Below are 23397 nucleotides of genomic sequence, written 5' to 3'. Positions count from 1 at the left end.
TTTTTTATACCCTTAATTCCTGATATAATAATAGCTGCGGCATCAATTTAATTTGTGGACAGTTGTGCAAAGCAGCGCCCGCATCAAAAGTACTAGTTTCTAATCACTTTGCTTGAGGAGGCATATTTATGCAACAACCGTTAGCCTACCGAATGCGTCCTACCCGACTTGAAGAAATCGTTGGCCAACAAGATTTGGTTGGCCCCGGAAAAATCATTAATCGAATGGTTAAAGCCAAGATGCTTTCTTCCATGATCCTGTATGGCCCACCAGGTACTGGAAAAACGAGTATTGCCAGTGCAATCGCTGGCTCCACTCAATATGCATTTCGGATGCTTAACGCTGCCGTCGATACTAAAAAAGATTTACAAATTGTTGCCGAAGAGGCCAAAATGAGCGGCACGGTGGTGTTATTGCTCGATGAAATCCATCGGCTGGATAAAACCAAGCAAGATTTTTTGTTACCTTTGCTTGAAAATGGGTCGATCATTTTAATTGGGGCAACAACGGAAAATCCTTATATTAACATTAATCCGGCAATTCGAAGCAGAGCCCAAATTTTCGAAGTCCATCCCCTATCTTCGACAGATATTGAACAAGCTTTAAACCGTGCGCTAACAGATACCAAAAAAGGACTGGGTAACTATCCAGTCAAACTGGCACAAAACGCGCTCAGTTTCCTTGCGACCGCGACAAACGGTGATCTACGAAGTTCATTGAATGCGCTGGAGTTAGCTGTTAAATCAACTGAAAAAGCCACTGACGGTGCCATTCATGTCACAAGAGAAATCGTTGAAGAGTGTCTTCAGCGAAAAGTCCTAGCTGCCGATAAAGATGGCGACGCCCACTATGACGTTATTTCGGCGTTTCAAAAGTCAATCAGGGGATCCGATACTGATGCTGCACTGCACTACGCAAGCCGTTTGATTGAGTCAGGCGACTTGGTTGTTATTATGAGGCGACTGTTAGTAATCGCTTATGAAGATATTGGCCTCGCCAACCCCGCTGCCTGTGAGCGCACGGTTGCCGCCGTTTCTGCTGCAAAACAGCTAGGCTTGCCAGAAGCTCGGATCCCGCTGGCCAATGCCATTATCGAGCTTTGCTTGAGCCCTAAGTCTAATTCGGCGATGACAGCCGTTGATGCGGCCTTAGAAGATGTCCGGGCTGGTAACTATGGCGATATTCCTGCCTACTTAAAAGATGCTCACTATAAGGGCGCTCAAAAACTTGGCCATGGGGTTGATTATCAATATCCCCATGATTACCCTAACGATTGGGTAAAGCAACAATACTTACCTAATAAAATCAAGAACGTTCAATATTATCAGCCTAAGAGTAATGGCCGAATTGAGACTGCATTTAAAGAACAATATCAAAAATTACGGCAATCTTCTGGCCGTAAAACATTAGGAGTTAACCCATGATTATTAATTTACTAGTTGGCATTGTAATCCTCATTGCCGGATATATTGCATACTATCTCTTATCCCATTTAAACCGAAAGTTATTTGGCGTTGACGTCGCTTCAAATCAACGAATGAAATCAGCAGCTAAAATTGGCGGCCTATCGTTTATCATCTTGGTTATTCTAGGAATCATTGCATTGCTGCTGCAAAATGACATCGTGATCTTGGCGGTCTTGTTAATCGCAACTGCAGCAGGAACTATTCTAGAAGCGGTCATCATGAATATTGTCAATCATCCAAATCGATAACCATATTTATTTCTTTGTATTTTAGAGAAAATAACGTACAATTAAGTTAAATAGATGAATGTGGGGTGGTACGATGTTACAACAATATAAACAAATCCTAGTTCCGGTTGATGGCTCGTATGAAGCGGAGCTAGCGTTTAAAAAAGGCGTTGCGGTCGCAAAACGAAACGACGCTTCTCTACACTTAGTTCACGTAGTTGATACCAGGGCCTTCCAAAACATCTCAAGTTTTGATACATCAATGGTCGAACAAGTGACAGAAACTGCCAAACAAACGTTGGATAAATATATTGATGAAGCTAAACAGGCTGGCGTCAATGATGTTGATTATTCAATTGAATACGGGGCCCCTAAAACTGTTATTGCCCGTGATTTACCACAGAATCTAAAGATTGACTTAATTATGATTGGTGCAACTGGTTTAAACGCCGTTGAGAGACTCTTAATTGGGTCAGTTACCGAGTACGTTACAAGAACTGCTATTTGTGATGTATTAGTTGTCCGGACTGATTTGGACAATAAGCCAGCTAAGAATCCAAGCAAACGGGTTTAGGATTTCGATTTGAGGCATTAGCTAATCGAGTGAGCTTTGAATGAATCAGTTCACAACTGATAACCGATAAATCGCGCCCGATGTTGAAATTAAGGAAAATTTCAACATCGGGCGCGATTCGTTTAACCACTAAAGTAAGTGGTATGATCAAGTCTTCTTAAAGCATTTAGACTCCATATTATAAGGATCAGTTACCCCTACTCAATTCCTGATGAGCAAGGCGTAGCCGGTAAGCTCAACTGAAGATCATTCCCCTACTGAATCAGCGTCGGCAGCCCTTCTATTTTTGCGGATTCTTTTTTGATAAGGTCAATTAAATGTGCTTGATTATATTTTAAGATTTTATCTGAAAGCTGTTTATTGCCACGAAGCTCCGCAATAAACATTGCTGTAAACTGCTTCATGGTCCCTTTTACATTTTCTCCTTGAGCGTAATAACACTTAGATTCCTGCTCTGCCAAAACATCCAGCTTATAAATTAAGTCCGCATGGGTTAATTTCCCGGCAATATCCTTAATTAATCCCAAGGAGCGTTGGTAGTCCTGTAAATCAATATAGAGATCAATAATTTTCACATACAAATCGACAATGGCAAAAAAATCTTGTTTCTCATCGCTTTTGAGTTTGGTAAGAATTTGTGTACTTACCTCAATAAACTCCATCGCCCGATCCGCTTTACCCAACTTTTGGTAAGCCAATCCGAGGCCTAAATTGGCCCAGGCTTGGTAAAAGGTATAATCATCCGCTGAATAGCGGGTTAGCATTACGTGAAAATTATAAATTGCTTCTTGAAGATCGTGATCAATATATAAATTAATATAGCCTAAATAACAGGAGTACCGCCCCCGTGAGGCCTTGCTGGTTAATTTATTAAATGAAATTTGCTTAATGTACCGGCTGGCCTTTTCATACTCAAGATTTCGCATAGCTTCATCAATAAGTGAAAAAAGCTTATCCCCATATTGCGGGTTACTCGTGACCTCGGTTACATCTAAGTCTAAGCGATCACAAACTTTACATAAAATTTCAAAACTTGTGCAGCTATTTTGAGTTTCAATCGAACTAATTGTTGCTTGCGTGCAAATCCCTTCTGCCAATTGAACTTGTGAGATTCCTTTTTGCTTTCGAGCCTTTCTAATCAATGAGCCAGTAATTACCATCGTCATTCTTAACTTTCCCCCGTTCAAAGTTGATGCGCTGACTACACAACTTTGATATCATATTATACTCATCTTCGTTTAGCAAGCTGAAATTCACAATATATCAAAAAAGTAATCATCTAAAGTGGCATTGGATTACATGGTCATTTACTACTCCAGCAGCTTGTAAGTAACTATAAACCGTAACTGGTCCAATTCGCTTAAGTCCCATTTCCTTAAAACAATTCACAAACTGCTGAACAAATTCGTTAAAATCAGGATGGGGGTCTGTTTCGTCCAATAAATGATCTAGTTGAACATAATTAACTGGCCCCCAAGTACCATCAATCAATTCCTCAGGTTTTTCTTTGACAATCTTTGCGTTATGAATAATGGCCTTGACTTTAGCATGATTGCGAATAATTTTCTTATTTGCACATAGGACATCAGCGTCGGCTTCTTTCAGCGTTGATAAATAGTCAATCGAAAAATTATGGAAGACTTCTTTCATGCCAGCCTCAAAATTCAAAACTGTTTGAAATGCCAGTCCTGCTTGCATCGTCTCCAGACAAAGTCGATAAAATAGTTCATCAATTTCCTTCGTGGGGTTCCCCCAAATAGTATCATGATAAATCATTAATTCCGGGCTCTTAGTCGCCCATGAACATCGTTTCGGCATCTTCTTTGCATCTCCTAAAAGTGAGCGGAGCAAAGCGCTTAGAAGTCGGAGTACAAGTCTCCTCGAACGGAAATTCCCGGGCTTGGAATTTTTGTTCGAGGTGCTTGTGCGCAGACTTCTGCTTTGCGCAGCTGTCCTAGTATAGTGAGCGGAGCCAGGCGCTTAGAAAGCGGAGTATAAGGCTCCTCGGACGGGAATTCCCGGGTTTGGAATTTGTGTCCGAGGTGCTTATACGGAGCTTTCTGCCTGGCGCAGCTGTCCTAGTATAGTGAGCGGAGCCAGGCGCTTAGAAAGCGGAGTATAAGGCTCCTCGGACGGGAATTCCCGGGTTTGGAATTTGTGTCTGAGGAGCTTACGCACAGCTTTCTACTTCGTACCGCTCTAATAATGAAGTACGCAAAATTAAAGATAATCCAGCAAAAAGTTTAATAAAAGTAACCATCGATTTTGATCTGCATTTATCTTAAGCATCGCTAGTTTATCTGCTTGATCGGTCACTTGGCCGTTGACCCCCATCATGGCGGCTCGAATCATACTGTCGCGACGGTTATCGGTCCAAGCATAAATTGGCCGGCCTTCTCCTGTCAGCGATCTCATTAGATAGTTTGTTATTGTGACATGCTCCAACGTATAAAAGTCCACCGATAACTTTGCAATGTTGCCAAAATTAAGCATCGTCACTAACCCAACTTTGATGCTCGGAATTTCTTGTTTAATTTGTCTAAGCGGCCGGTAGCCGATTGAATGGACTTGATGAGGCAGCTGTTGTAACTGATGCCGATACAATTGAGCAAATCTCATTCCCATATTGGAATCCGAATGATTTGTCAGTTTTAATTCAATAATTAAAGGTTGCCCTAAGCGATTCGCCACCCGTAAATAATCACCAAACAATTCAACGCGGTGATATTGCTGAATTGTCTTCAAAGATAAACGATCAATTTCTTGATTACCGCCGTGAGGAATCTTAATGGTATTATCGTGGGCGCAAATAAAGTGATGATCTTTTGTCTCTTGGACATCCATTTCTACGTATGGAAAATGATAACGACTGTTTTTAACTAAGGCCGCAATGGTATTACCAGTCGCATCATGGTCGATTACGCCACGGTGTACAATAACTGTTTGGGGAATTGGCTGGCGGCCGGAATTACCGCTCAAACCGCCCAAAACACCAACCATTGCAAAACTCAGAAACCAAACCGGCCACCATAATCGATCAGTCGCGCGATAGTTGACTGGCACGCCAAGTAATTTAAGAATGATGGTTAGCTGAACCAACGGAACAACAAAATTAATTACTCCTTGAGACAACCACCAGATTTCTTTGTTTTCAATGACTCTATTAATGCCGGCAAGGCCGATAATTATCAAGCCACTAGCACTTAACATGCCAACTAACCACAAGCCCCCTCGCCACAAATCAGATGAACCACCGTCCTGCCAAGCCAATTTAAAAACCGTAGCTAGTTGATTATCATCGTTCGATACCAAATAATAGAGGAACTTGCGAATCCTTAACGCTAAAACCAACAGGACCAAATACATACCGGCTAAACCGATTAATATCGGATAACGATTAATGGTCAACCAGGTAAACAGGGACCCAGAGATGGGAATTGCTGTTTTAATAACACTCGTAAGCCCAAAAAGACCAAATGGCATCAGCAAAACCAAAAGCCCAACCACAGTCAAATAAAAACTAACCCATTGCCGTATACTTAGCGACAACGACCGATGAAACACCGACCGGAAACCACTAATAATGACAGCGACCATTAACCCGATCATTAGTATTAAAATTAACTCTAATATGAATCCATTTAACTGGCGATAAAGGATCCATTTAAACAGCGCCAGGCAACATACAAAACCTAGCAGTCTCATCATTAGTTGTTGATTAAAAGTCATTTTATCATCCCATATAAAAAGCTGACCTTGATAAAACAATCTGCTTCATCATTAGCCAGCTTCATTACGATTATTTAACTTCAGTTAGATCATTTATTTTGATTAATAATTTGATCTTTTGGATCCAACGGCTTGAAGTCATACAGTATTTTACTTTGCCGTTCATATTCCTCAATCGCCAATTGAATCAGCCGGTCAATCAATTCCGTATATGAAATCCCCGAAGCAGCAAATAGTTGCGGGTATAAGCTAATATTAGTAAAGCCTGGCAGCGTGTTAACTTCACTCACATATGGCGTTCCATCTTGCGAGACTAAATAATCAATCCGTGCCATTCCCTTCAACCCTAATGCTTGGTAGGTTTTTAGGCCCATTTCGGTAATTTCTTCAGCTAGACGGTCAGAAATATCAACCGGTACATCAAATTCAACGTGACTCGCATCCACGAATTTATTGTCATAAGTATAAAATGCATCAGTTTTAGGGACCCTGATTGCGCCAACTTTTGATACGATTGGATGATGGTTACCTAAAACAGAAATTTCAAGCTCTTCAGGGCCCTCAATGGCTTCTTCTACAAGAACTTTGCTGTCATAACGGAAAGCGTCTCGAATACCTTCGAGATAATCTGCTTCATTTTCGACCTTATGAATGCCAACCGAAGAACCCTGATTTGCCGGCTTAACAAATAATGTTTTGCCAAGTTCATCACTCAATTGTTGGTAAGAAAATTGTTCACTGGTCATCGGAGTGATTACTTCATAACGCGTCGTTCGAACCTGTGCCAGTTTTAAAATTTTCTTGGTGATGTCCTTATCAAATGACATCGCTGATCCTAAAACGCCCGTTCCAACGTATGGTTTCTGAAGTAATCGCAGCAGTCCCTGAATCGTCCCATCTTCTCCAAGATTACCATGGATAATTGGAAAGAAAACGTCGATATTTGAAACTTCGCTTAAGTTGATAATTGGTGCCAATGGGTTTTTACGATCGACTTTTGCCAATTCCTCGCTTGCGACCACGTCTTCTGGCTCCCCGTTAAAGACTCGAGCAGATGCTTGATCACCCAGGATATACCCGCTTTTAGTCATTAAAAATAGACTAACTTTGTATTTATCCTTGTCCATTGCATCAAAAATATTATGGGCAGAGCGTTTAGAGACATCGTGTTCAGAGGAATTGCCGCCAAAGATCAATCCAATGTGTTGCTTTTTGTTCTTTGCCATGTTTTCACCCTATTCATCATTCGTATAGTTTCCAGAAACTTAAGTATACCATGGAAATTCAAATTCGGATATATTCATGACATTTTTTTCTAACTCAATCTCGCTTAAGCTGTTTGCGGGCAAACAACACCCGAACAATGAGTGCCAAAACACACCCAAACAGCAATAGGGTAATCATTAACGGGAATGGATTATAGCCACCTGAAGCCTGATAGCCTAAAATCAGTTTCGCAAAATTAACAACCCAGCTCATTCTAAATCGATAATCAATCATGGCCTTAGCAATAAACAAGATCACAACGCCTGCCGCAATCGGGCCAATAATTAAAATAAGCCGCTGAACAACCTTTGAAAAAAGCGTCAAAAAGTTGCCGATCACCATTCCAAGCAAAGATCCAACGGCTAAGAGCAGCCCACTCATAACAAAGTTCAACGCAACATTAATAATCGGATTGGTAAAATACTGGGCATAGGCTCCGGTATAGAGATTAAAAGAAGCATGATTGGTAATTGGCGATAAAAACAAGTACCCATAAAGCAGGTTAAAGGTATTGCCAATTAAGACCAATAAACCATTAACCGTTAGTTGGGCTTCGAAAAATGTTTTCCGAGAAATGCCATTTTGAATTAAGAACTTAAAGTTTTCGTAGGACAAAGTAGAGATCACAAAAATATAGAGGCCAAAAACAGCTGAAACTGAGCCACTCCGTAACTGATCAACCACCGAAAAACTTGATAGGGTTCCAGACACTAATGCCAAAATAAACGGTAAAACAACAATCAATACAATCAAAGTTAAGTACACAACCCCAATTAGTGGTAGTTGTTTTTTAAACAGGTACTTTGTCACTTGGCTAGTTTTCATTTGGCCGCCCCCCCTCATATTGATTCGTTAGGAAAATAAAGAGTTTTTGCAAATCAAAATTTGATAACTGCAAAGTATCTGGGAGTGGTCGATCATCTAGATCACCATAAACATAATTTGCCCGAATGTTCCCCATATTGTCACGGCCAACAACATTCAATCCCTTAGTATACTGCTCAACATCTTGTCTGGGACCCACTACTGAATGGGTTTTAGCCAACGCATCTTCAACGGGCTGATTTAAGATAATCCTTCCCTGATCTAAAATAATCACGTCACTGATAATATTGGCTACTTCTTCAATTAAATGAGTGGATAAAATGAATGTTCGCGGATTAGTTGCATACGAATCCAATAGTTCAGAATAAAAAAGCTCTCGGTGGTTAGCATCCAGTCCTAGGACCGGTTCGTCTAGTATGACAAACTTAACGGGCAGACACAGTGCCAAAATTAACTTAAAAATTGAGTTATAGCCCGTCGATAATTTGCCAAATTTTTGACTAAGATCAATGCCAAATTGGTCAACTAACCGATCAGCCAAGTGATGATCAAAATCACCATACATGAGCTCGCTGTCGGCTATGATCTGAGATAATTTGGCGCCGTTCGGGTACAAATCAACTTCACTCATCAAATACATTAAGCCAAGCTTTGAATCGTTATCAGCCACGTTTTCAGAGTCAATTTTAACTTCGCCGTCATCGGCAAAAGTGCGGTTGGTAATAATATTCAGGAGCGTACTTTTCCCAGCACCATTCCGACCCAGTAACCCGTATATTTTATTTTCTTCAAACGATAAATTCACATCCACGATCACGCTCTTTGATCCGTAAGATTTGGAAACATGACTGACTTCCAACACACTCATTGATTGTAACCTCGCTTCACTAAGTCTAGTAATTCTGTTTCAGAAATATTTAGGTTGCGCGCCTCCCGAACCAAGTTAACGATAAATTCATCAAAAAAGCCATCGCGTTTAGCTGCAACTATCCGCTGTCTGGCTCCTTTTTTAACAAACATGCCCAAACCCCGCCGCTTTTCAATTAATTGCTTTGAAACAGCAATGTTCATACCCTTCAATACCGTCGCTGGATTAATATGAAATTCTTTTGAAATTTCCGTTGTGGATGGAATTTGGGCGCCCTCTTCAAAGCCGCCGGAAGCAATTGCATCTTCAATTTGATCGGCGACTTGGCGATAAATTGGTTCGGAACTATTAAATTCAAATTGCATGCCGCATCGTCCCACCCTTTCTCTCATTCATTTTACTTCTCTACCTTGGTTTTGGGAACGACAATTTTACTATAAACCAAGACTGTAATCCCATAATAAATCAGATAAAGCAGACTAAATCCGACTGCGGACCAGCCAAACGTCTGATAGGCGCCTTGTAGTAGGTGCGATTTGACAAACATCTGTAAGCCAAAGGCGACATCCACGATCCCCAAAACGGCTGGCAGCAAAAACAGACCGAGAATTTGAAGCAAAATAGAATGAGTAAGAACTGACTTGCGGGCGCCAATTTTGTTCAACATTTCAAATCGTACTTTATCGCTGGCTGCGCCACTTAATATTTTAAACATCAAACAACTAGCCAACATTGCCAAAAAGGCAATTCCAAGGAAAATCCCCATGAATTCAAAGCTACCAAAAACGCCTTTGAGCAATTGATAAGTTGAGAATGCCCCACCACCTGGCATTTCAGTCATTGACTGGCCATATTGACGGCTTTGTAACTTCGTTAGCTTTGTCAATGTATTGCTGGCAGCATCCATATCTTTAACTCGTACTAATAATAATGTGTTCTGCTTTGCATGAAGCTGATCAAATGAAGTGTCAGAAACCAATTTAATTTTAAACGTTCTTGAAGCTGGTGCCTGCAAATTAACAAGACTGTCATAAGCTTCTGAAGAAGGATTTTTAAGTTGACTTAAACTAGCCGTTCCAACTTTAGACTTTAATTGGGACCGATTAGTAAAATAAGCATATTTCATCGGTCGCTGTTGTAGTTGACTCGCACGATAATAAACCGTCTTAGCGGCTGGATCGATCTTTTGTTGGTAAGTTACTTGACTAGATACATCAAGATCGCCCACTAGTGACTTCATTTGGCGAGTTGGATTCGTTAACCCAACTGCATAAGCACTATTACCATTGGCGATCATCGGGACCATCCGTTGGAACCCAATACCGACCGTAATCGCACCGAGAGCTAACGCAAACAACAACGAAACAACTGACAAAATCTTTGTATAATCACGAATACGAAATTTTAACTGGGCAATGGTGAAATTATTCAGACCAGCCATACTCGACTTGGAGCTTTGAACCATTTCTAGAATCATGACAAAAAATGAATTGAAAACAAAGTAAGTGCCAAGCACAATGGTTACCAACCCGATGCCAATAGCCAATAGTTTTAGCTGGTTAATATCATACATCGCATAGTAGCCGCCAGCAAGCAGTCCTAGTCCTAAAATTGCTTGGCCGATCAATGTTCGTTTCTTGGGATCTTGCCAATCACTTTGTTGGTTTGAGCGCAGCAATTTGAGCGCAGATGTCTTCATGAACGTTCTGGCATTCATTAGACCAGCAATCACAAACAAAACAAAAAACAGAATAATCGTCACCCAAACAGCTGGTAAGTAAAACGCTGAAAAGTTAGTTAACGGCACGTGAATTTCATGGCTTAACAGGCTACTGAGCCCTTGCGTAAACCCAATCCCAACAACAATTCCGATCAAAGTCGACATAATTCCAATCACGAGCGTCTCTAAGATAATCAACTTACTAATTACGCGCGATTTGGCCCCTAGCATCATAAAAAGCCCGTAATCGTGTTTCCTCATACTCATCAAAAAATTATTGGCATAAAAGACGTAAACTAACGTAATAATCGCCAGCAAAATTGAACCAAAGATAAAGACAAACTTAGCATTTTGACCAGCCGGACTACTTGTCGTAAATTTATTATTAGTTGAAATTGCCTCAAACATATAAAAGATGGCCGTCGTAATGATCATCCCGGAAAAGAGGACCACGTAATCTTTCCAGCGAGATTTAACGCCAGCTATCGAAATTTTAAATAACATGATGTCCTCCTAACCTATTGTTCAAAAGTGCCAAGCTTTTCCAGAATCTCTTGATAAAAAGCGTTTCGGCTCTTGCCATTCGCATCAATTTCATCACCAATCCGGCCATCTTTGATGAACAAAATGCGCTTGCAAAAGCTGGCAGAAAATGGATCATGCGTTACTAATAGAATTGAAACACCTTGTTGGTTAATATCAGTTAGTGTATCCAATAATTCCCGGGCATTCGTTGAATCCAGCGCCCCAGTTGGCTCATCGCCAAAAATAATCGATGGATTGGCAACAAGCGCTCTGGCCGCGGCAACCCGCTGCTTTTGGCCCCCAGACAATTGAGTGGGGTACTGAGACAACAACTCAGCAATTCCTAACTTGGTTGCGGCAGCATCAACGGCCTGTTTAATCTGATTAGGCTTTTTGTTTTGGAGAGAAAGCGGGAGGGCAATATTTTCTCTGGCCGTCAGGGTCTCTAATAAGTTAAAATCCTGGAAAATAAATCCCAATTTTTCAGATCGGAAATCCGACATTTGATTAGCCGTTAAATGGGTCACATCTTGGCCGTCAATTTCGACCGAGCCACTTGTGGGTTGATCCAAGGTTGCCATGATATTAAGCAGGGTTGTCTTCCCTGAACCAGAGGCCCCCATGATCCCAACAAACTCTCCTTGTTCAACGGAGAAAGTAATCCCCTTGAGTGCCTCGTATGGGCGCGGGCCATTTTGATCATATACTTTGTGTAGTTCTTTAGTTCGAACAATTTCAGTTGTCATCTGCTGCCTCCATAGATAGTTAATTACTTATGTAACTAACTATATATGCAAGTTTTAAAATTGTCAATAGTTAACTAAATTTCGAATAGTTGTACCAAAAAAACACACCCCTAATTCCAAGATGACCATTCAATCATTTAAGAATTAAGACTGTGTTTGCTAAAAAATCTCTTTACCAATTATTCCAAATTATCTGTATTAATGACGTTTTGCGTACCGCGTTCAGTAATAATCGAAACCAATACATTATTAATCATTTGCATGCGTTTCTCATCTGTAATTGCAGCTCCTAAATCATGTTGTAATTGAGAAACGGCGTCTTCCGAAATGGCAACCGCTCCTTGAACAATAATCTTTCGAGCAGACAAAATGGCGGTTGCTTGTTGCCGCTGCAGCATTGCATTAGCAATTTCCGTTGCGTATGCTAAATGCGTTAACCGGGTTTCGATGATCTCCAAGCCAGCAACATCTAATCGTTCCTGTAACTCCTTTTGAAGCGCTTTGGATACTTCAGTGGAATTTCCCCGCAATGTCAACTTGTCAGTATCCTCGTCAAAACTATCATAAGGATACTGACTTGCAATGTGGCGGATTGCTGATTCACTTTGAATTTCAACAAATTGTTCATAATCTTCGACACTAAAAATTGCCTTGGCAGAATCAATAACCCGATAAACAATCACCGCCGCAATTTCAACTGGATTACCTTTTGAATCATTGACTTTAATGATCGAACTATTAAAGTTCCTTACCCGAAGTGAAATGGTTTGCTTGCCGGTTAAAGGGACCGTCATGAACAAGCCAGAAGTTCGAATCGTGCCGATATAACGCCCAAAAAAAGTTAATACTTTTGCTTCATTTGGCTGAACGATTGTCAACGAACTGGCAAACAAAAGATCTAAAATAATTAAAATACTACCGGAAATAACCGTCATCATCGAACCAGATTGACTACCATTCCATAGCATATACCCACCTAAAATAAGCAATAATACGACACAGATTAAACCGATGAAGCCATTGACATGGAACACATTTTTTTCTTTCAAAAAAGCCGCCCTCCTATAACCATTGATTTTGTTTCCAAATCAAGTATATAGTGGTCGGCTCTAAATTGAAAGCGGCTTACTTCACATTCTTAACTGGTAGTACAGCCCCCTTGTAATGATGGTAAATCCATTTTTGCGTACTCTTAGATTGAAGGGCTTTTACCAATTTTTTAATTGCCGGTTTGTTTTGATCACCTTTCCGGGTTGCAATGATATTTACGTATGGTGAACTACTCTTTTCAATGGCAATCGAATCTGTCCGAGGATCCAAGCCAGCTTGAACGGCGTAATTGGCGTTAATGACAACCGCGTCACCTTCGCCGTTCTTATAAATGGTTGGTAACAGCTTAGGTTCGTAACTGTGTTTGAACTTCAAATGACGGGGATTTGAAGCAATATCACTAAAATTAGCAGAAGTAATGTCAACACCCTTCTTGATGGTAATAAGACCGGCGTCCTTAAAGATTGTCAGCACGCGACCATAGTCTGGTGTGTTGCTGCTGACGATGATGGTTGCACCCTTTTTTAAATCCTGTAGTTTCTTAACTTTTTTTGAAAAAACGGCAATCGGTTCCAAGTGAATGCCACCAGCATTGACTAATGTTCCATGGTTTTCTTTGTTCCATTGATTCAAAAATGGAACATGCTGGAAATAATTGGCGTCAAGCTCACCGTTGGCTAACGCTTTATTAGGCATTACATAATCTTGAAAAGTCGTAATTTTTAAGTTAACGCCCTCCTTTTTAAGTTGAGGAGCTACGTGACGCAAAATTTGAGCGTGCGGAACAGCTGACGCGCCGATGTTTAACGTGGTTGTTTTTTTACTTTGACTACTCGATGATGAACACCCAACTAATAATACTGCACTAAATAAAACCGCAATTAAACTCCATATTTTTTTCTTCATCATGAATTCCTCCAAATAATGTCATTTATCAATCATCGTTATCATGGTATCCCTCAAACGTCCGCGTCATAGCGTTCGTTTATCCGTCCACTTAACAAGTCGGTCACCGACAAATTGAACAACAAACACAAAGATACAAATAATAACAGTTCCAACTAACGTTACTGTGTTGTTATAAGCTTGGAACCCTTCTTGATAAACCAGGTTACCAAGGCCACCAGCACCAATTGCCCCAGCCATTGCGGTGTAGCCAATCAAAGAAATGGTAGTAACGGTTGCGCCAGCAATCAGGGCAGGCTTGCTTTCCGGAAGTAAAACCTTGGTAATCAATTCCCAAGTTGTTGCTCCCATTGACTCAACGGCCTCAATGACCCCCGAATCAATCTCTCGAAAATAAGATTCAACCATTCGCGCGTAAAATGGCGCCGCTGAAACAATGAGTGAAGGCAGCGCAGCTTTAGGACCAATAATTGTCCCAACCAAAGTCTTTGATACTGGCAACAACAAAATAATCAAAATAATATAAGGAATGGAACGAAAGATATTAACTAACAAGCCGACAATCCAATTAATCAACTGATAGCCTATCCCTGGCTTATTGCGGGTTTCATAAAGTATTAAGCCTAAAATAATCCCAAATATGACGACCGCAACCATTGACAATAAAGTCATCCAAACCGTTTCCCAGGTAGCCGACATCATCGCCGACCAATCGACGTTATGAAATTGAAAGTACGATTGAAGCCCATTTGAATTACTCATGATGCATCACCTCGGTTTCAACGCGCATCTTTTTGAGATAGGCCAGCGCCTCATTAATCTGACTTTCGGCGCCAATCAATTGCAGATCCAGCGAGCCAAGCGCGCCTTCTTGAGTCTGGTGAATGGCCCCTGAAATAATACTAATGACCAATTCTGGGTAACGCTTGATTACCTCTGAAACAATTGGTAATTCGGCTTGTGGACCATGAAATACTAATCGAACCAGCTGACCTTCCGGATACTTCTTAACCAGCTGTTCTAGCGTCATTGTCGTGTCACCTTGTTGGGTCGTAAATTCTTCACTAACGAAGTTTTTGGTAATTTGCTGCTGTGGATGACGAAAGACGTCAAAAACCGTTCCACTTTCAACGACTCGCCCGCTATCCATAACCGCAACGCGTTCACAAGTTTTAGCAATGGCGTGCATCTCATGGGTAATCAATAAAATCGTTAAATTCATTTCCTTATTAATCTTTAACAATAAGTCCAAAACCTCATTGGTTGTATCCGGATCAAGCGCGCTCGTTGCTTCATCCGAAATTAAAATGGTTGGTTCATTAGCAAGTGCTCTAGCAATCCCAACTCGCTGCTTTTGCCCGCCAGATAACTCTGAAGGATAAGAATGTTCCCGGCCGGATAAGCCAACTAAATCAATTAATTTCTTGGCCCGCTCAGTTCGTTTGGCTTTAGGAACCTTAGCAATCTCTAAGGGCAGCGACACGTTATCAAGAACCGTCCTTGACCAGAGCAAATTAAAATGTTGGAAAATCATACCAATCTTTTGTCGTTGCTTTCTAAGCGCCGAGCCACTTAATTTCGCAACATTTACGTCATCAATTGTAATCTCACCGGTGCTGGGAGCCTCTAGTCCATCGAGCATCCGCACCAGAGTACTTTTACCAGCACCAGAATAACCAACGATACCAAAAATCTCGCCGTCATTGACCTCAATATTAACGTCGTTAACTGCTGTTAAGCCCCCGTCCTTGGTATGATACTGCTTTGACACGTCTTTGAATCTAATCATCTTTTTCACTCCTTAAATAATAAAGTGAGCGGAGCAAAGCATTTAGAAAGCGGAGTGTAAGGCTCCTTGGCGGGAAATTCCCGGGCTTGGAATTTTTCGCCAAGGTGCTTACACGGAGCTTTCTGCTTTGCGCAGCTGTCCTAAAACCAGTGAGCGGAGCCAGGCGATTAGAAACTGGAATATAAGTCTCTTCAGACAAGAATCCCCGGGTTTGGGATTCTTGTCTGAGGTGCTTATATGGAAGTTTCTGCCTGGCGCAGCTGTCCTAAACCAGTGAGCGGGGCAAAGCGATTAGAAACTGGAGCATAAGGCATCTTGGTCGGAAATCCCGGGCTTGGAATTTTTCGCCAAGGTGCTTAGATGCAGCCTTCTGCTTTGCATACCCATCCGCCTCAGAGCAAACGAATCCGAACACGGCTATCTAAACAAAAAAACATTTCGTCCACGTGGCAATGAATTCATTGCTCACAAGGACGAAATGTTTTTCCGCGGTACCACCTTTGTTCGCTACCACCTCTCGATGATAACCTCTACGAGTATATTCAATACTCTTAACGTGATAATGGTCGTTATCCATCATTGGTTTACCTAGGCTCACCAACAATTATTCATTAACAAGACCATATTCGATTAATTGGCCAGACTCCATTTCAGCACCAGGAGCTCTCTTAACTGTCCTCATTATCTACTCATCTCGTCTTTAATTCGCTACTCATTGAATTCTAGTTTAACTAGAAAAATATTAGCCGTCAAGCAATATTATTTTTGAATCTTTGCAATCCATGATTTTGATTGATCCGCTTCATTTAAGAGTGATGGGTTATCTTCAGCCGCTTTATTCACTTCAACAACCGTGCCATCGATAGGTGAGTCAATATCTGAAACGGCCTTGTCAGCTTCAACGTTTAATAATGTGTCGTGAGTCGTTAACTTAGCGTTCACTTTTGGTAATGACACAAACGTAATATTACCGAGTTCACTTTGACCAGCTTGCGTTAACCCAACCGTCACGACACCATTTGCATCTTCTTTTGTCCAATAATAATTTGTATCCATCATTAAACGTCCCCTTATGAAAATTCTTTATCTTCACCAAACATGTAACTCTTATTATGATACTGCATCGACATGATTAAACCAATCCCAATCATATTGCCAATTAACGCAGATCCACCAGCACTCACAAATGGTAGTGGAATTCCAGTTAACGGCAGCAGGCCAACACTCATCCCCACGTTTTCAAACACGTGGAATAAGATCATCATGATAACGCCGGTTGAAATGTACGCGTAGAAGACATTCCGGGTATCAAAAGTTACCTTAATCATTTGATAAATCAACAGGAAGTACAACAAAATTAAAATACAACTACCGATAAAGCCAAAATTCTCACCAATAACCGAAAAAATCATATCTGATTCTCGGACTGGCACATAGACATGAGACTGATTAAAACCAGTTCCAAAGATACCACCTGAGCCAATTGCTTTCATACTTTGCCAAAGCTGATAGCCTTGATTACTGGTGTCTGCAGATGGATGCAGCCAAGTGTCAACCCGAGCAAATTGATAAGCTTGGAACCCAATTTTTTCCAAAATGTGGCGACCAGATTCTGGAATAACTAACGCCAATGCGGTTCCAGCAGTCCCAAAGATGACAATGACTGCCGGCAGGATAATTTTCCAAGTAATTCCTGAAACGATGATCAAGCCGCCTAAAATTGCAAAGAACACAAGCATCGTTCCAAAATCGTTCTGAAGTTTCAATAAAACGGCTACCGGAATTGTCCACAAGACCATCTTTCCAAGCAACAGCCAATCACTGCGAACCGTTCGAATAGGGTAATTATCATTATGCTGAACGACTACCCTAGCCATCATTAAAATATAAGCCGGCTTCATCACTTCAGATGGCTGAAACGTTAAACCAAAAATTGAAAACCAACTTTTGGCACCCGTGTTTAAATAATAAGCTCGACTGTACAAAACTAAAACGCTGGCTAACAAGGCAATGCCGGCCCAATAGACAATTGGGGCAACCTTCCATAGCTGCTCTGAATCAAACTGCATGATGATCACAACGGCAACAATTCCAATCACATACCAAACCAGCTGAGAAACAACTTGTCGCAACACGCTGGTAGCACTAGAATCATGAGTTGCCGCCACGTAAATGGACGCTAATCCAATACAGGCAAGCATCAGGACGCAGAAAATGATCCCCCAGTCTATCCGGGATTGATCGTCCTTAGAAGTCCTTCGACTGGTATCCAAAATAGACCCTCCTTAAAATTCTTAACCATTAGTGATGTAAGTGAAATTCTTTAATCAACAGCGTTACGCCTTCTTCAAACGTTTTAACATGAAACTGTTCTTGGTGCGTATTGACGGCCTCATATTTGGTTGCGCTTATCGCTTTAATTGTGCCGATGAGTTTTTTGCCGATAAACAATTCAGAAATTGCTTGGCCATTGGCATCCGTTTTGTCCTTAATTTCAACATTAATACTTTTATTTGCTTTGCTCAATTCGTTTCTCCTTGCACAGATTATTTTAGATGCATCGATTGACGATATTCGTCCCTGGCGGCTTTATTTCGAAAGATCGTAAAATGGTCAGGAACTGGATCATAGCCGCCTTTAACAAAGGGATGGCAACGAAAAATCCGTGCAATCCCCATAATTGACCCCTTAATCGCTCCGTGCTTCTGCAAGGCGGTTACCATGTAACTGCTGCAAGTTGGATAATAACGGCAAGTTGGCGGAAATAATGGTGAAATAAACCGTTGATAACCATGAACAATAAAAATTAGAATTTTTTTCAACGCGGTACACCTAGCTTTTATTCTTTGCTCTTTAATTTCGGGTTCTTAATGTAATGTTCCAGTAAAATACCGGCACCCTTAGCAACATTATCCAAAGGCTTTTCAGAAATAATGACGGGCACGGTTAACGCATCCGAAATAACTTGGTCGATGTTTCGCAGTAACGCGCCACCACCAGTCAACATAATGCCTCGATCGACAATATCCGAAGCCAATTCCGGGGGAATAACTTCCAAAACTTCCTTGGCGCCATCAACAATCAATTGCACTGTATCATGAATCGCATCAGCAATTTCATTACTGTCAATTGTAATCGCTCGTGGCATGCCAGAAACGGCATCTCGCCCCCGAACTTCCATCGTTTTCACATCATCTTGATCTGATTTAGCCGTTCCAATTTCAATCTTAATCTTTTCGGCCGTATGTTCACCGATAATTAAGTTGTGCTTTTGTTTAATATAGTTTGCAATTTCAACATTCATTCGATCACCGGCAACCCGGATCGACTTGCTGGCAACAATATCACCAAGGGAAATAATCGCAATATCACTCGTACCGCCCCCCATGTCGATGACCATGTTACCACGGGGTTGGAAAATATCCATTCCAGCACCAACAGCCGCTACTTTTGGTTCTTCTTCCAAGTATACTTGACCGCCGCCAGCCTTTTCAGCAGCTTGAATAATTGCATTGCGTTCAATTTCAGTCACGTTCGTCGGTGCACAAATCATAATCTTTGGCTTAGACATGAATCCTTTTACATCTAATTTGTTAATAAAATACGTCAACATTTCTTCAGTAATGTCAAAGTCAGATATGACACCATCTTTTAGTGGTCGAATTGCTCGGATATTGCTTGGTGTCCGGCCAACCATTCGATAGGCTTCAGAGCCGACTGCTAGAACTTTGCCAGTTCGCGTATCAATCGCGACAACTGACGGCTCATTTAATACAATACCCTTTCCCGCAACGTAGATTAAAACGTTGGCGGTTCCTAAATCGATTCCAATGTCTTTTGCCATTCTGTGTACTTCCTCCTGAAAACTTTTATCTCAAAAAAACATTATACCACATAAAAATGACGATTCTAATTCATCTTCAAGTCATAAAAGGTTGAGACCAATAATGATCCCAACCTCATTTTATTATAAATGATTCTTTAATGATTGATTAAGAACAATCGCGTCATCTTCGACGTTCACTCGTTTAATTTCAGCACCCAGACTAGCCAATTTTTTATGAAAATCATGGTACCCACGGTCTAAATATTGAAGATTGCGAACTTGGGTATAGCCAGATGCTGCCAAACCAGCAATCACCAGGGCTGCTGCTGCCCTTAGATCACTAGCGGCGACTTCAGCCCCATTGAAATCTGTGGGCCCCTGCATCACAACTGTTCGACCAGAAATCGTGTAATGGGCATTCATCCGCCGAAGTTCTTCCATATGCATAAACCGATTCTCAAAAACCGTTTCAGTCATCGTACTACTTCCATTGGCACAAAGCTGAAGAATTGTCATTTGAGGCTGCATGTCCGTAGGAAAGCCTGGGTGCGGCAGCGTTTTGACATCAACTGGCTTCAATTTTTCTGGACTTACTACCCGAATACCGTCATCGGTTTCAGTTACAGAAACACCCATTTCACGCATTTTTAAAATTAACGGTTTATTATGTTCTGCAATCGCTCCTTCAACCATGACATCACCGCGAGTGACTGCCGCAGCAATCATAAACGTTCCCGCTTCAATTCGGTCTTGCACAACTGCATGGTCAGTCCCATGAAGCCTTTTTGTCCCTTGGATTCGAATCTGCTCAGTACCCGCACCGATTACGCTGGCACCCATTTTGTTCAAAACATTTGCTAAATCAACAATTTCCGGTTCCCTAGCAGCATTTTGAATGACCGTTTTTCCTTTAGCCAGAGTTGCAGCCATCATAATATTCTGAGTTGCGCCAACACTTGGAAAATCAAGATAAATATCGGCTCCAACTAAACCATTCGGCGCCGTTGCTTCAACATAACCATCATGCTGTTCGATTTTGGCGCCTAATGCTTCGAAGCCCTTAAGATGCAAATCAATTGGTCGCGAACCAATTGCGCACCCACCAGGCAAGGCTACTTTTGCTCGGCCCAAGCGAGCCAAAAGTGGTCCCATCACAACGATCGAAGCCCGCATTTTCGAAACATATTCAAACGGCGCTTCACTTGACAGTTGAGCCGAAGCATCAAACGTAATCTGGTTAGCTGCTTCATCAAACTGTGTTTTAACATTTAAAAACCTAAGGACTTTATTCATTGTGTAAACATCAGACAACAACGGCACATTTGAAATTGTTGTCTGACCTTCACTTGCCAAAATGGTGGCTGCTTGAATTGGCAGCACCGCATTTTTAGCACCATCAATATGTACTGTTCCCTTCAGTGGCTTCCCACCATGCACAATAATCTTTTCCACAAGAACGCCTCCTAATATTACTTAACTAAGTATATTAAATTTCGAATATTATCAATAAAGGAAAGAAAAAAAGAACTTGCCCCATACCCAACCGCAACAGAAAGCAGCACAATGAGTAACTTACCAGGCAGTGCTCTCATTGGGATATATCGCTCAATGTGGATTTCTTGAATACTCCAAAAAGCCATTGCAATGAATAGAAAGTACGTTACAAGCGTAATGATTGCTTGAATACCAATTATTTTCATACAATTTCCCCCAATTCAAAGTCAACTATATCATAAAGACGCAAACTTGTCTTAACTTTTCGGTTTCTTTTAAAAAAAATCACGACTAACGCCTTGATTTGACTGATTTAGTCTTTATTTAACAAAACTCATTTAAGCTTGTCAATCGGAAACTATGTGAGCAAATCCACAATTACGATATCTCATCGGCACATCGGGTATTTAAAAAGAATATCATTAAAAAATGATGATTTTTTGTCTAAAATAAGAAAAATTGGTACAAAAAAAGGCCGCCATCAAGGTAACCTTGAATACAGCCTTTTAGTTTATTTCTTTGCAACATTAATTCGATTAATTGCTCGTCGTAAGGCCACTTGAGCACGATCCAACGCAGCCTTGTCTTGGCGCTGACGTGCGGCGGCAATTCGCTCTTCCGCATTCTTCTTAGCATTCTCAGCTCGGGCAATATCAATATCTTCTTGATTTTCCGCACTATCCGCAACAATTGTTGCTAAATTGTTAGAAAATTCAAGAAAACCACCATTAACCGCAATGTTGTCTTCTTTGTCATCATACTTAACCCGGGTTTCATCAACGGCTAACGTTGCAATGATCGGCACGTGATTAGCCATGATGCCTAGCTGGCCAGACATTGTTGACACAACTAGCATATCAGCAGTGTGCTCATAAACTTTTCCATCGGGAGTTACGATACTAACGGTAAGAACTGAATTATCAGCCAATTAGAATCCCCCTCCTTTAGTTTGCGGCACTCTGCTTTTCGTTGTCGCTTTCTTGTCGCATCTTTTTAGCGTTTGCGACAACGTCCTCAATTGGGCCACAGTTTCTGAAGGCATCTTCTGGGATGTCATCATACTTACCAGCCAAGATGTCTTTGAAGCCCTTAACCGTCTGGTCAACTGGGACGTATTTACCAGGTAACCCCGTAAACTGTTCGGCAACAGAAAAACTCTGTGATAGGAAGAATTGAATTCGACGAGCGCGATTAACGATCGTCTTTTCTTCGTCTGACAATTCATCCATTCCCAAAATAGAAATAATATCCTGAAGTTCACGGTATCGCTGGAGAACGTGTTGTACTTCGGTTGCAACCTCATAGTGTTCTTCACCAACAATACTTGGATCAAGCGCAGATGAAGTCGAAGCCAGTGGATCCACAGCCGGATAAATTCCTTGTTGCGTCAATGAACGTTCCAAGTTAGTTGTCGCGTCCAAATGGGCAAAGGTCGTTGCTGGCGCAGGATCGGTGTAATCATCAGCAGGCACATAAACGGCTTGAATTGAAGTGATCGCACCCTTCTTGGTAGACGTAATTCGTTCTTGTAATTGACCCATTTCAGTTGCTAACGTTGGCTGATAACCAACGGCCGATGGAATCCGGCCAAGCAAAGCAGAAACTTCAGATCCGGCTTGAGTAAATCGGAAAATATTATCAATAAATAACAACACATCTTGACCTTCTCGATCACGGAAGTATTCTGCAATCGTTAAACCGGTCAAAGCAACTCGCATTCGGGCACCAGGCGGTTCGTTCATTTGACCATAAACCATGGCCGTTTTGGCAAGAACGCCAGACCCTTTCATTTCGAAGTACATATCATTTCCTTCACGAGTTCGTTCACCAACACCGGTAAACACTGAGATCCCATTATGGCCTTGGGCAATGTTATGGATTAACTCTTGAATTAAAACTGTTTTACCAACTCCGGCACCACCGAACAACCCAACTTTTCCACCACGGGTATATGGTTCCAATAAATCAATCACTTTAATTCCGGTTTCCAGAATTTCAGTTGATGGATTTAAGTCATCATACTTAGGAGCATCCCGGTGAATTGGCCAGCGTTCTGCATCCGGTCCAAATTCTGGGCCACCGTCAATGGGCTCTCCAAGAACATTAAATACTCGGCCAAGAGTATCATTACCAACTGGCACACTAATGGATGATTCAGTATTTTCTACTTCCATTCCCCGACGAAGACCATCGGTTCCATCCATCGCAATAGTTCGAACAACACCATCACCCAAGTCAAAGGCAACTTCGACAACAAGATCTTTCTCATCGCCTTCGTGAATAACTAAAGCAGTGTTAATTTCAGGTAATTTATCGTCCAAGGAGAACTCAACATCGACAACTGGTCCGATAACTTGTATAACTTTACCAGTACTCATGTTAGTTA

Annotated in this window: 25 protein-coding genes; 3 read left to right on the top strand and 22 right to left on the bottom strand. The window is 41.4% G+C overall.

Annotated elements, in window-relative coordinates:
- Positions 1-128 precede the first annotated feature (128 nt).
- The 3 genes from YK48G_RS08890 to YK48G_RS08880 all read left to right on the top strand — a co-directional run bounded on the left by YK48G_RS08890 (position 129) and on the right by YK48G_RS08880 (position 2267).
- Positions 129-1424 (top strand): replication-associated recombination protein A, encoded by a 1296-nt coding sequence (locus tag YK48G_RS08890; protein ID WP_203630375.1) that lies wholly within the window; start codon positions 129-131, stop codon positions 1422-1424.
- Positions 1421-1714, top strand: a complete 294-nt coding sequence (locus tag YK48G_RS08885; RefSeq protein WP_203630374.1) for a hypothetical protein — start codon at positions 1421-1423, stop codon at positions 1712-1714. Before YK48G_RS08890 ends, YK48G_RS08885 begins: the two co-directional genes overlap by 4 nt.
- Positions 1715-1787: 73 nt before the next feature.
- Positions 1788-2267: a universal stress protein gene (locus tag YK48G_RS08880; RefSeq protein WP_203630373.1), complete on the top strand. Its 480-nt coding sequence runs from the start codon at positions 1788-1790 to the stop codon at positions 2265-2267.
- A gap of 254 nt (positions 2268-2521) precedes the next feature.
- Here the strand turns inward: YK48G_RS08880 and YK48G_RS08875 are convergent, their stop codons facing one another.
- The 22 genes from YK48G_RS08875 to atpD form a co-directional block, all read right to left on the bottom strand.
- Positions 2522-3433 (bottom strand): helix-turn-helix domain-containing protein, encoded by a 912-nt coding sequence (locus tag YK48G_RS08875; RefSeq protein WP_203630372.1) that lies wholly within the window; start codon positions 3431-3433, stop codon positions 2522-2524.
- Positions 3434-3542: 109 nt separating this feature from the next.
- Positions 3543-4085, bottom strand: a complete 543-nt coding sequence (locus YK48G_RS08870; RefSeq protein ID WP_203630371.1) for a DNA-3-methyladenine glycosylase I — start codon at positions 4083-4085, stop codon at positions 3543-3545.
- Between the two features lie 402 nt (positions 4086-4487).
- Positions 4488-5774, bottom strand: coding sequence for a glycerophosphodiester phosphodiesterase family protein (locus tag YK48G_RS08865; protein ID WP_232365335.1), 1287 nt, complete (start codon positions 5772-5774; stop codon positions 4488-4490).
- Positions 5775-6085: 311 nt separating this feature from the next.
- Positions 6086-7222: a D-alanine--D-alanine ligase family protein gene (locus tag YK48G_RS08860; protein WP_203630369.1), complete on the bottom strand. Its 1137-nt coding sequence runs from the start codon at positions 7220-7222 to the stop codon at positions 6086-6088.
- A 94-nt stretch (positions 7223-7316) separates the two neighbouring features.
- Positions 7317-8087, bottom strand: a complete 771-nt coding sequence (locus YK48G_RS08855; protein WP_203630368.1) for an ABC transporter permease — start codon at positions 8085-8087, stop codon at positions 7317-7319.
- Complete coding sequence (locus tag YK48G_RS08850) at positions 8077-8955, bottom strand: ATP-binding cassette domain-containing protein (RefSeq protein WP_203630367.1); 879 nt, start codon at positions 8953-8955, stop codon at positions 8077-8079. The genes YK48G_RS08855 and YK48G_RS08850 overlap by 11 nt, the downstream gene beginning before the upstream one ends.
- Positions 8952-9320 (bottom strand): GntR family transcriptional regulator, encoded by a 369-nt coding sequence (locus YK48G_RS08845; protein WP_203630366.1) that lies wholly within the window; start codon positions 9318-9320, stop codon positions 8952-8954. Before YK48G_RS08845 ends, YK48G_RS08850 begins: the two co-directional genes overlap by 4 nt.
- A 32-nt stretch (positions 9321-9352) precedes the next feature.
- Positions 9353-11179 carry an ABC transporter permease gene (locus YK48G_RS08840; protein ID WP_203630365.1) on the bottom strand — a complete coding sequence of 609 codons (1827 nt, stop codon included), beginning with the start codon at positions 11177-11179 and terminating at the stop codon, positions 9353-9355.
- A gap of 14 nt (positions 11180-11193) precedes the next feature.
- Entirely contained in the window at positions 11194-11946 is a 753-nt protein-coding gene (locus YK48G_RS08835) for an ABC transporter ATP-binding protein (protein ID WP_203630364.1), read from the bottom strand.
- 179 nt (positions 11947-12125) lie between these two features.
- Positions 12126-12995 carry an SPFH domain-containing protein gene (locus tag YK48G_RS08830; RefSeq protein ID WP_203630363.1) on the bottom strand — a complete coding sequence of 290 codons (870 nt, stop codon included), beginning with the start codon at positions 12993-12995 and terminating at the stop codon, positions 12126-12128.
- A gap of 76 nt (positions 12996-13071) precedes the next feature.
- Positions 13072-13905 (bottom strand): MetQ/NlpA family ABC transporter substrate-binding protein, encoded by an 834-nt coding sequence (locus tag YK48G_RS08825; RefSeq protein WP_203630362.1) that lies wholly within the window; start codon positions 13903-13905, stop codon positions 13072-13074.
- A gap of 63 nt (positions 13906-13968) precedes the next feature.
- On the bottom strand, positions 13969-14664 hold the full coding sequence (locus YK48G_RS08820) for a methionine ABC transporter permease (protein ID WP_203630361.1): 696 nt from the start codon (positions 14662-14664) through the stop codon (positions 13969-13971).
- Positions 14657-15691, bottom strand: a complete 1035-nt coding sequence (locus tag YK48G_RS08815) for a methionine ABC transporter ATP-binding protein (RefSeq protein WP_203630360.1) — start codon at positions 15689-15691, stop codon at positions 14657-14659. Before YK48G_RS08815 ends, YK48G_RS08820 begins: the two co-directional genes overlap by 8 nt.
- A gap of 759 nt (positions 15692-16450) precedes the next feature.
- Positions 16451-16750, bottom strand: coding sequence for a glycine cleavage system H family protein (locus tag YK48G_RS08810; RefSeq protein ID WP_284692032.1), 300 nt, complete (start codon positions 16748-16750; stop codon positions 16451-16453).
- Positions 16751-16761: 11 nt separating this feature from the next.
- On the bottom strand, positions 16762-17964 hold the full coding sequence (locus tag YK48G_RS08805) for an FtsW/RodA/SpoVE family cell cycle protein (RefSeq protein ID WP_203630359.1): 1203 nt from the start codon (positions 17962-17964) through the stop codon (positions 16762-16764).
- 28 nt (positions 17965-17992) lie between these two features.
- Entirely contained in the window at positions 17993-18217 is a 225-nt protein-coding gene (locus YK48G_RS08800) for a DUF2969 domain-containing protein (RefSeq protein WP_203630358.1), read from the bottom strand.
- A 20-nt stretch (positions 18218-18237) separates the two neighbouring features.
- Entirely contained in the window at positions 18238-18513 is a 276-nt protein-coding gene (gene yidD, locus YK48G_RS08795; RefSeq protein ID WP_203630357.1) for a membrane protein insertion efficiency factor YidD, read from the bottom strand.
- 17 nt (positions 18514-18530) lie between these two features.
- Positions 18531-19535 carry a rod shape-determining protein gene (locus YK48G_RS08790; protein WP_203630356.1) on the bottom strand — a complete coding sequence of 335 codons (1005 nt, stop codon included), beginning with the start codon at positions 19533-19535 and terminating at the stop codon, positions 18531-18533.
- Between the two features lie 123 nt (positions 19536-19658).
- A complete protein-coding gene (gene murA, locus YK48G_RS08785) occupies positions 19659-20969 on the bottom strand; it encodes a UDP-N-acetylglucosamine 1-carboxyvinyltransferase (RefSeq protein WP_203630355.1) in 1311 nt (436 codons plus the stop codon).
- Between the two features lie 17 nt (positions 20970-20986).
- Complete coding sequence (locus YK48G_RS08780) at positions 20987-21217, bottom strand: DUF1146 family protein (RefSeq protein ID WP_203630354.1); 231 nt, start codon at positions 21215-21217, stop codon at positions 20987-20989.
- A gap of 305 nt (positions 21218-21522) precedes the next feature.
- Positions 21523-21939, bottom strand: a complete 417-nt coding sequence (locus YK48G_RS08775) for a F0F1 ATP synthase subunit epsilon (protein WP_203630353.1) — start codon at positions 21937-21939, stop codon at positions 21523-21525.
- Positions 21940-21955: 16 nt separating this feature from the next.
- Positions 21956-23389 (bottom strand): F0F1 ATP synthase subunit beta, encoded by a 1434-nt coding sequence (gene atpD, locus YK48G_RS08770; protein WP_203630352.1) that lies wholly within the window; start codon positions 23387-23389, stop codon positions 21956-21958.
- Between the last annotated feature and the right edge of the window lie 8 nt (positions 23390-23397).

The sequence above is a fragment of the Lentilactobacillus fungorum genome (assembly GCF_016860605.1).
Taxonomy (GTDB): Bacteria; Bacillota; Bacilli; order Lactobacillales; family Lactobacillaceae; genus Lentilactobacillus; species Lentilactobacillus fungorum.
The sequence above is the reverse complement of the archived record's forward strand: the minus strand, read 5'-3'. Positions and strand labels throughout refer to the sequence as shown.

Bases quoted from the DNA above. Each gene is read 5' to 3' on its own strand.
- YK48G_RS08870 (WP_203630371.1), bottom strand. From the start codon at position 4,085: ATGCCGAAACGATGTTCATGGGCGACTAAGAGCCCGGAATTAATGATT.
- YK48G_RS08855 (WP_203630368.1), bottom strand. From the start codon at position 8,087: ATGAAAACTAGCCAAGTGACAAAGTACCTGTTTAAAAAACAACTACCA.
- YK48G_RS08825 (WP_203630362.1), bottom strand. From the start codon at position 13,905: ATGATGAAGAAAAAAATATGGAGTTTAATTGCGGTTTTATTTAGTGCA.
- YK48G_RS08890 (WP_203630375.1), top strand. From the start codon at position 129: ATGCAACAACCGTTAGCCTACCGAATGCGTCCTACCCGACTTGAAGAA.
- YK48G_RS08845 (WP_203630366.1), bottom strand. From the start codon at position 9,320: ATGCAATTTGAATTTAATAGTTCCGAACCAATTTATCGCCAAGTCGCC.
- YK48G_RS08835 (WP_203630364.1), bottom strand. From the start codon at position 11,946: ATGACAACTGAAATTGTTCGAACTAAAGAACTACACAAAGTATATGAT.
- YK48G_RS08875 (WP_203630372.1), bottom strand. From the start codon at position 3,433: ATGACGATGGTAATTACTGGCTCATTGATTAGAAAGGCTCGAAAGCAA.
- YK48G_RS08885 (WP_203630374.1), top strand. From the start codon at position 1,421: ATGATTATTAATTTACTAGTTGGCATTGTAATCCTCATTGCCGGATAT.
- YK48G_RS08780 (WP_203630354.1), bottom strand. From the start codon at position 21,217: ATGAAAATAATTGGTATTCAAGCAATCATTACGCTTGTAACGTACTTT.
- atpD (WP_203630352.1), bottom strand. From the start codon at position 23,389: ATGAGTACTGGTAAAGTTATACAAGTTATCGGACCAGTTGTCGATGTT.
- YK48G_RS08815 (WP_203630360.1), bottom strand. From the start codon at position 15,691: ATGATTAGATTCAAAGACGTGTCAAAGCAGTATCATACCAAGGACGGG.
- YK48G_RS08810 (WP_284692032.1), bottom strand. From the start codon at position 16,750: ATGATGGATACAAATTATTATTGGACAAAAGAAGATGCAAATGGTGTC.
- YK48G_RS08840 (WP_203630365.1), bottom strand. From the start codon at position 11,179: ATGTTATTTAAAATTTCGATAGCTGGCGTTAAATCTCGCTGGAAAGAT.
- YK48G_RS08880 (WP_203630373.1), top strand. From the start codon at position 1,788: ATGTTACAACAATATAAACAAATCCTAGTTCCGGTTGATGGCTCGTAT.
- YK48G_RS08860 (WP_203630369.1), bottom strand. From the start codon at position 7,222: ATGGCAAAGAACAAAAAGCAACACATTGGATTGATCTTTGGCGGCAAT.
- YK48G_RS08850 (WP_203630367.1), bottom strand. From the start codon at position 8,955: ATGAGTGTGTTGGAAGTCAGTCATGTTTCCAAATCTTACGGATCAAAG.
- YK48G_RS08820 (WP_203630361.1), bottom strand. From the start codon at position 14,664: ATGAGTAATTCAAATGGGCTTCAATCGTACTTTCAATTTCATAACGTC.
- YK48G_RS08790 (WP_203630356.1), bottom strand. From the start codon at position 19,535: ATGGCAAAAGACATTGGAATCGATTTAGGAACCGCCAACGTTTTAATC.